The 7,282-nt window shown below is 33.8% G+C and carries 4 protein-coding genes and 1 pseudogene; all 5 read right to left on the minus strand.

Annotated features, from left to right (window positions below):
• Nucleotides 1-1,619, minus strand: a 1,619-nt coding sequence (locus ACUTSE_RS17880) for a hypothetical protein (protein WP_445641237.1), incomplete at its 3' end; no start/stop codon positions are given.
• A 33-nt stretch (nucleotides 1,620-1,652) separates the two neighbouring features.
• The gene (locus ACUTSE_RS17885; RefSeq protein WP_445641238.1) at nucleotides 1,653-3,617 is read right to left on the minus strand and encodes an OmpA family protein; all 1,965 of its coding nucleotides are present in this window, start codon (nucleotides 3,615-3,617) and stop codon (nucleotides 1,653-1,655) included.
• Between the two features lie 11 nt (nucleotides 3,618-3,628).
• Nucleotides 3,629-4,561 carry a PorP/SprF family type IX secretion system membrane protein gene (locus ACUTSE_RS17890; protein ID WP_445641239.1) on the minus strand — a complete coding sequence of 311 codons (933 nt, stop codon included), beginning with the start codon at nucleotides 4,559-4,561 and terminating at the stop codon, nucleotides 3,629-3,631.
• 12 nt (nucleotides 4,562-4,573) lie between these two features.
• Entirely contained in the window at nucleotides 4,574-5,890 is a 1,317-nt protein-coding gene (locus ACUTSE_RS17895; protein WP_445641240.1) for a gliding motility-associated C-terminal domain-containing protein, read from the minus strand.
• 1,197 nt (nucleotides 5,891-7,087) lie between these two features.
• A pseudogene (locus ACUTSE_RS17900) lies at nucleotides 7,088-7,282 on the minus strand (hypothetical protein); the annotation flags it as partial.

Below are 7,282 nucleotides of genomic sequence, written 5' to 3' on the forward strand. Positions count from 1 at the left end.
TTCGTATTATTAATAATGTCTTCGAAGTTGTTGATCACATCAGCCTGAACATCAATCACAACTGCTACACCTGCTTCATTGGTATAGGTGTATTGTCCGTTACCTGATGGATCTTTTACTAAAGTAGTAATGGTTTCGTTAGCTTTGATAATCGTTGACATATCCAAGGTAACTGTATCTCCATCTTCATTGACATACGTAAAGGAATTTCCGTCATAGTGAACGTTACCCCCTACATTTTTAATAATGTTGTTGATGATTTCCTGTACATCTGTTTGGTTGATGATCTCTTCAAAGTTGTTGATCACATCTGCTTGTACGTCAATCACAACTGCTACACCTGCTTCATTGGTATAAGTGTATTGTCCGTTGCCTGATGGATCTTTTACTAAAGTAGTGATAGTTTCATTCGCCTTGATAATCGTTGACATATCCAAGGTTACCGTATCTCCATCTTCATTGACATACGTAAAGGAATTTCCGTCATAGTGAACATTTCCTCCTACGTTTTTAATAATGTTGTTGATGATTTCCTGTACATCTGTTTGGTTGATGATGTCTTCAAAGTTGTTGATAACATCCGCTTGTACATCTATCACAACTGCTACACCTGCCTCATTGGTATAGGTGTATTGTCCGTTGCCTGATGGATCTTTTACTAAAGTAGTGATGGTTTCATTAGCCTTAATGATTGTGGACATATCCAAGGTAACCGTATCTCCATCTTCATTGACATACGTAAAGGAATTTCCGTCATAATGAACATTTCCTCCTACGTTTTTAATGATATTGTTGATGATTTCCTGGACATCGGTTTGGTTGATGATATCTTCAAAATTGTTGATCACATCCGCTTGTACGTCAATCACAACTGCTACACCTGCCTCATTTGTATAGGTGTATTGTCCGTTGCCTGATGGATCCTTAACTAAAGTAGTGATGGTTTCATTAGCCTTAATGATTGTGGACATATCCAAGGTAACTGTATCTCCATCTTCATTGACATACGTAAAGGAATTTCCGTCATAGTGAACGTTACCTCCTACGTTTTTAATGATATTATTGATGATTTCCTGTACATCGGTTTGGTTGATGATATCTTCAAAGTTATTGATCACATCAGCCTGAACATCAATCACGACTTCCGTCCCTGCCTCATTTTTATACGTATACTTTCCGTTACCTGATAAATCTTTAACTAACGTGGTAACGATATTTAAACTTTGAAGATCTATAAAAATAACATCATCATTTTCATCATATAGTTTAAGTAAATCATTTTCAACTACAAAACTTTTATTTTTTGCATTACTCCATTCTTTACCATCTAATTCTGTTAAAAATCGATTCCAATTATTTCCTTTCCAAAAATAATATCCTGGTTGTAAATCTCCTGAATCTGTTACGTTATAAACCAATAAACTTTCAACATTTCCATTGGTAATCGTACCATTGTCAATAAGACTTTTCAATTCAACTCGAGGGATTAGAACCCCTCTTTTATCAGAAGTTATTTCAAGTTGAGAAGAAGGATTAGGGGTAGCCGTACCTATTCCAACTTGAGCGTAACTTATTGCCCCAGTACAAAAAGCACCGAGTAAAATCCATCTCTTTTTCATGTGATTAGTTGTTTAAATTATGTTTCCTGCGTATTAAATTTCTTTAATAATAAATTCACTGCGTCTATTTTCTTGGTGTTCCGAAGTAGTACACGGTACACCATTGCTACATTTGTTTAGCAACTGACTTTCTCCATATCCTCGTCCAGTCAAGCGACTCGGATCGATTCCTTGTTCAATCATCCATTTAATGGTTGATTTCACACGACGATCGGATAAACTCATATTATATACATCATTTCCTCTACTATCTGTATGAGAGCGAACATCAATTTTTATGGAAGGGTATTCTTTCAATACTTCAACTACTTTCATCAACTCAATCTCAGCATCTCTGCGGATATTCGATTTATCAAAATCAAAGTAGATCGGTTGTAAATTGAGTCTTTTAAATAAATCATCGTTTAAGCCTAGCGGTTTCTCTGCTTTTTCTAAGCCAATATTTACTGTTTTTACCCCAGGTTCTCGGTTTACATTAAAAGCAACTTCAACAGTATTATAGGATTCTTTTTCTGCTTTAATACGGTACTTATATCCACAATCTAAAAGTGAAGTGATATAATATCCTTTCGCATTGGTGTAAAGTGTATCTGATTTTTGATAAAGCGCATCTGAAATAACAATCAAGGCATTCGCTACGATTTCATTGGTATCTTTGTCGTATACTGTTCCTTCAATCGTTTGTTTACATGGCTTTTCAGCAAGGAAATAAATATCATCTGATCCTTTACCCTCTGCACGGTTTGAACTAACAAATCCTTTATTTTGTTTGGGATCCAAGTAGAACCCAAAATCATCCATACTGCTATTAATAGGGGTTCCCATATTCACGACAGGACCAAAACTTCCATTAGGATAAATCTTGGCTGTAAATACGTCCAATCCTCCTAAACCTAGATGCCCATCAGAAGAGAAATACAACTGATAATCAGAAGCTATAAAAGGAAAGTTTTCTCTACCTTCTGTATTGATAGAGGAACCTAAATTTTCAACCGGACCATATCCCTCATGCTCATATAAAGCCACGCGAAATAAATCGGATTGCCCTCTTGTACCTTGTCGATCAGAAGCAAAGTACAACCACTTATCGTCTGGCGTTAATGCAGGATGGGCAGTATTAAAATTATCCGAATTGAATGGCAATTCTTCTACTTGTCCCCACTTTCCATCCGCTTGTTTTACTGCTTTGTATAATTTCAATAAAGAAGTCTTCTCTTTATTTTGCTTGCTTTTTCCACTTGCTTTGGAATTGTTACGCGTGAAATACATCGTATTGCCATCTTGTGTAAAAACAGCGGTTGCATCATTAACTTCTGAATTGATTTCTGGTGCAAAAAGTACTGGTTCTCCAAAACCACTTTGACCAATCGTTGAACGATATAAACTGGTGTAACTTTCATTTGTCCAAGCGTGGATTTTACTACTACTACCTTGCTGATCTGTAGCCCGTGCTGACGTAAATATAAACTGATCTCCAAGCAGGGTTCCGCCATAATCAGAATAGGCTGTATTAAAATCTAAGCGTTTAATATCATAGCGATCGGATCGATTTTCAATATGAGCCAAATAATCGCGGTTCTTGCTATATAGCTCTACCCTAGAATCTCGCTGTTCTAATACTGCAAACTGATCCATCATTTGTTTCGATTTTTTATAATCTTCCACTGACTTTAAAGTTTGTGCATAGCGATAGTAATATTCTGAAGGTAGTTTGGCCAATTCTTTATCTTCATAATTCCCTTCAAACAGCTCCGTATACCAGGTATTTGCCTCTACTAATTTTCCATTAAAATAGTAAGCATCGGCGAGGTTTTGCAGAATAGAGGTATTGACATATCCTTGATTTGCCATGCGTTCATATACTTTAATGGCATCAACATAGGCCAATCGATCAAAGCTTTTATCAGCTTGTTTTTCCTTTTTAATTTGACTATAACCTGTTGTGCTTAAGCCCAAGGCTATACTTAATATTCCAAGTTGTATTATCTGTTTCACCATACTTGTACCCATTAGAAGAACCTTGGCGCAGCAACGCGCTTGTAGCTATTAAACAAAGTGAATCGCATAAAAATCTCATGAGATCCTGAATTATATCGAGCCAATTTAGAAGTTTCAGCATCATAACTATACCCAACAAAGATATTTTCTGACACTTGAAAACCAACCAAACCGCTCACTGCTGCATCCCAACGGTAAGCAACTCCTGCAGTAAACTTATCTACAAACATGAAATTAGCAGATACATCCATCTGCAAGGGAGATCCTTGCTCCATTTTCACCATAGCAGCTGGTTTAAATTTGATATCGTTATTTAGATCGAACACGTATCCCCCTGTCACATATAAGTGCATCTTTTCACGCATTGTTTTGACATTATTATCGTCATAACGTGAACGAGTCAATAGCGTAGGAACAGAAACACCTACATAAGCCTTGTCCGAATACAAGAATAATCCCGCCCCAATATTGGCATTAAATTCATTTTTAATATCATCTTCTGCTACTGGGTCTGTCGGGTTGTAAATATGTAACTTACTGTAATTGACATCTAGTAAATTTGCAGACCCTTTCAATCCAAAAGCCAACTTATAATTGTAGTTCAAATTCACAGCATAAGATAAATCAACTGATAAGGTATTATCGTCCATCACCCCTAAGTGATCGTTGACAAAACTCACCCCTAATCCCAATCCAGATTCCCCCAAAGGAGTATTGACAGACAAAGTTGCTGTTTTAGGAGCCCCTTCTAACCCCACCCATTGGGTGCGATATAAACCAAAAATATTCAACCCTTCTCTACTTCCTGCATAAGCAGGGTTGATGTTTGAGTGGTTATACATATACTGCGTATATTGTGGATCTTGTTGCGCATAGGACTGTTCCATACAAAACAAGCCTACCCCTCCAAGAACAAAAGTCTTTATTGTGTTTTTTAGTCTCATCTATTTTGGGATTTAATTGGTCTCTACATGTAAATTGGCTGCTTTCTTAATCATACGATTGCCATTTGCATCTTTGTATTCATAAGTCACTACATAGTAATATGTTCCACTTGGTAATTTTTTATTTTTATCCACTGTAATCTTACCATCTGAATAGCCTCTAAATACATTTGTACTTCCATCTCCTTTTGGATCATATCCCGTAGTTTCATACACTTTAACTCCCCAACGATTGTAAATCTCTACGCGGTTATTGGGATATTTATTGATATTATCAATAATGAAGTAATCATTTTTACCATCTCCATCAGGAGTTACCAAGTTGTAAATCACCACATCCCCTTCAATAATCCAATCCTTTTTTACTGTAGCTAAAGTGAAATAACCAAAATCTTTAATTTCTGCAACTGTCGTTACTCTTTTGAGAGACATATCCACTACTCCTCCTTCATCCACCCATAGTTGTTGTTTGGCATCCCAGCGGACAATATGCAATTCTTCTTCTGGATTTTTAAGTAATTCCGGAGGTGTAGTTTCCTCATTCCAATCCAAACTCAAGACAACCATATTGGGTTGTTTTAAATTCCCTTCCAATCGCCAATATTCTTTCTCGTTTAAGACCTTAATTACCCCTGTTGTTTTTTTATGCGCTGTAAAGAACGGAGCATCTTCTAAATAATATTGCCCTACAATAGTGGCTAAAACATCATCCGGTGCACTAATCACTGCTGGGCGAAAATATTCTTTATGTCCAATAGGATATTCAAAACGATCATTTCCTTTCTTTTCCACTGCTCCTTCAATATAGCTGTGATTGCCAACATTCTCATGTCGAGCCCCAGCAAGGAAAGTAACCATCCCATTAGAAACTGAAGTAATAGCATTTTTTGTTGGATCTACTTTTACAATTCCATTTTTAAAATGAGCCAAACCTGAAATATCAATATTGTTCTTTAAGTCAAAAGCATTTCCATTTAGTTCGCTGTCAAATTCAATATTGTAAAAAGAAGCCAAACTATTTCCTGTGATTCGCTTTGCTAAGGAAGAATTAGATACTATAAAAAAAGTAGAAGAGCTCTTCAGCGAAGAAGAAATCCCATAATACCCATCATTAGCAAAATTCTTATAATAATACACACTCCCATCATTCACAAAAGTACCAGAAGCTGTATTCGTAAAATCGAGCCGAGTAGATAAAATGGTTTCTGGGCGGACACTGAATAAACCTGTATTCACTAGCTGAATATGCTCCGATTCATCTTGTCCATAAGATAAGGTATGAACACAAATAAGCAGCAAGGAGGTTAATTTGAAATAATTCTGACTCATATAAGTTTTATTAAATGGTTGGTATTCCTTTCTATTGCTCAGTATTACTATACTACCCAATATATTGAATCACTAAAACATATCTTAATTTTAATACACATATATTAAAATTCACATAAATTTAAACAAAAAAATAAATCAAAACCAAATTTAAACCAAATTTAAACTAAAATTAATTTAGCAATAACATTAAAAAAAGATTATTTATTTAATAAAAAAACAATCAAATAAAACAAAACAAATGTTTTTAAATGAATTTATTAATATTTCTGTTTAAAATTTGATTTTATAATAATTTTATTTTTATTAAAACAAATCAAATACATTTATTCTAAAATATAGAGCCATCAACACTATTTATTTAAATTAAATTATTAAAAATTTGAAAATGATTCTCGTTTAAAGTAGTTTAAAAAAAGTGTTATAAAAACAACTAGTAACAGGTTTACCTCACATTTGGGTGCAAGTATTTAATTTACTGCATCAAAAAAACATTTCACTAAATATCAGCAACTTATATTTTCAAAACCAACAACTCTTGTCAAATAATAAGAATCAATCGTATCCTTTATTGAGTTAATCGCATTGGAAGATAAAACCAGTATAGAACACAATTTATAAGTGAGATTAGAACAAGATAAAAACAAGTAAATTCGAGTAAATTTATTGTGATTACAATACAAGACAAATCAATTCCTTACAAGATTATATCGATAAAAGCATTGCTTTAGTAAGATTAATTCACTAAAATATGATTTCCATACAGGAACTATCTAGGGTTATTCTACTAAAATTATAGCTTTTATAGTATCCTAAATTCGTGTTTATTTTCCTATTACCAGACTTGTTACTTAATACAATAAATTAAAGAATTAACAAAGAGAAAATAAATAAAATTTATAGGTCGAAACCAAGGGGAAATTAATGCTAGCATAAAAAAAAACAGGCAATAGAAATCTTCACACTATTGCCTGTTTTTTTGTTATCTAATGCTCCTTAAAAAGTTATACTAAATTCTTCTTTTAGTGGTTGTGCTTTTTTCATTGCAGTAATCCAATCATATTTTACTTCGGCAGAACCTCTATATTTTAATTAAATATTATCACAATCGTGAAAAACAATATATAAATCTAAAAACATATTGTCAAACTTAGACCAATCTTCTCCTTTTATCTTTATAAGATATTTATACTACTTTCAATAAAGCTTCACAGTAATTACAAAATGACCATATTCAATTTTATGATTACTATCAATAATAGTACAAACAAACAAATAACTATCTTTAGATACTTGTCGGTAATGGACTAGCGAGCTTAATTCTCTATAGATTGGAGTAGCTGTATTTAGAAATGTTTCTAAATTATCTACAACTAATTTTTTACTTTGGAG

The sequence above is a fragment of the Myroides sp. TSA_177.3 genome, assembly GCF_052691955.1.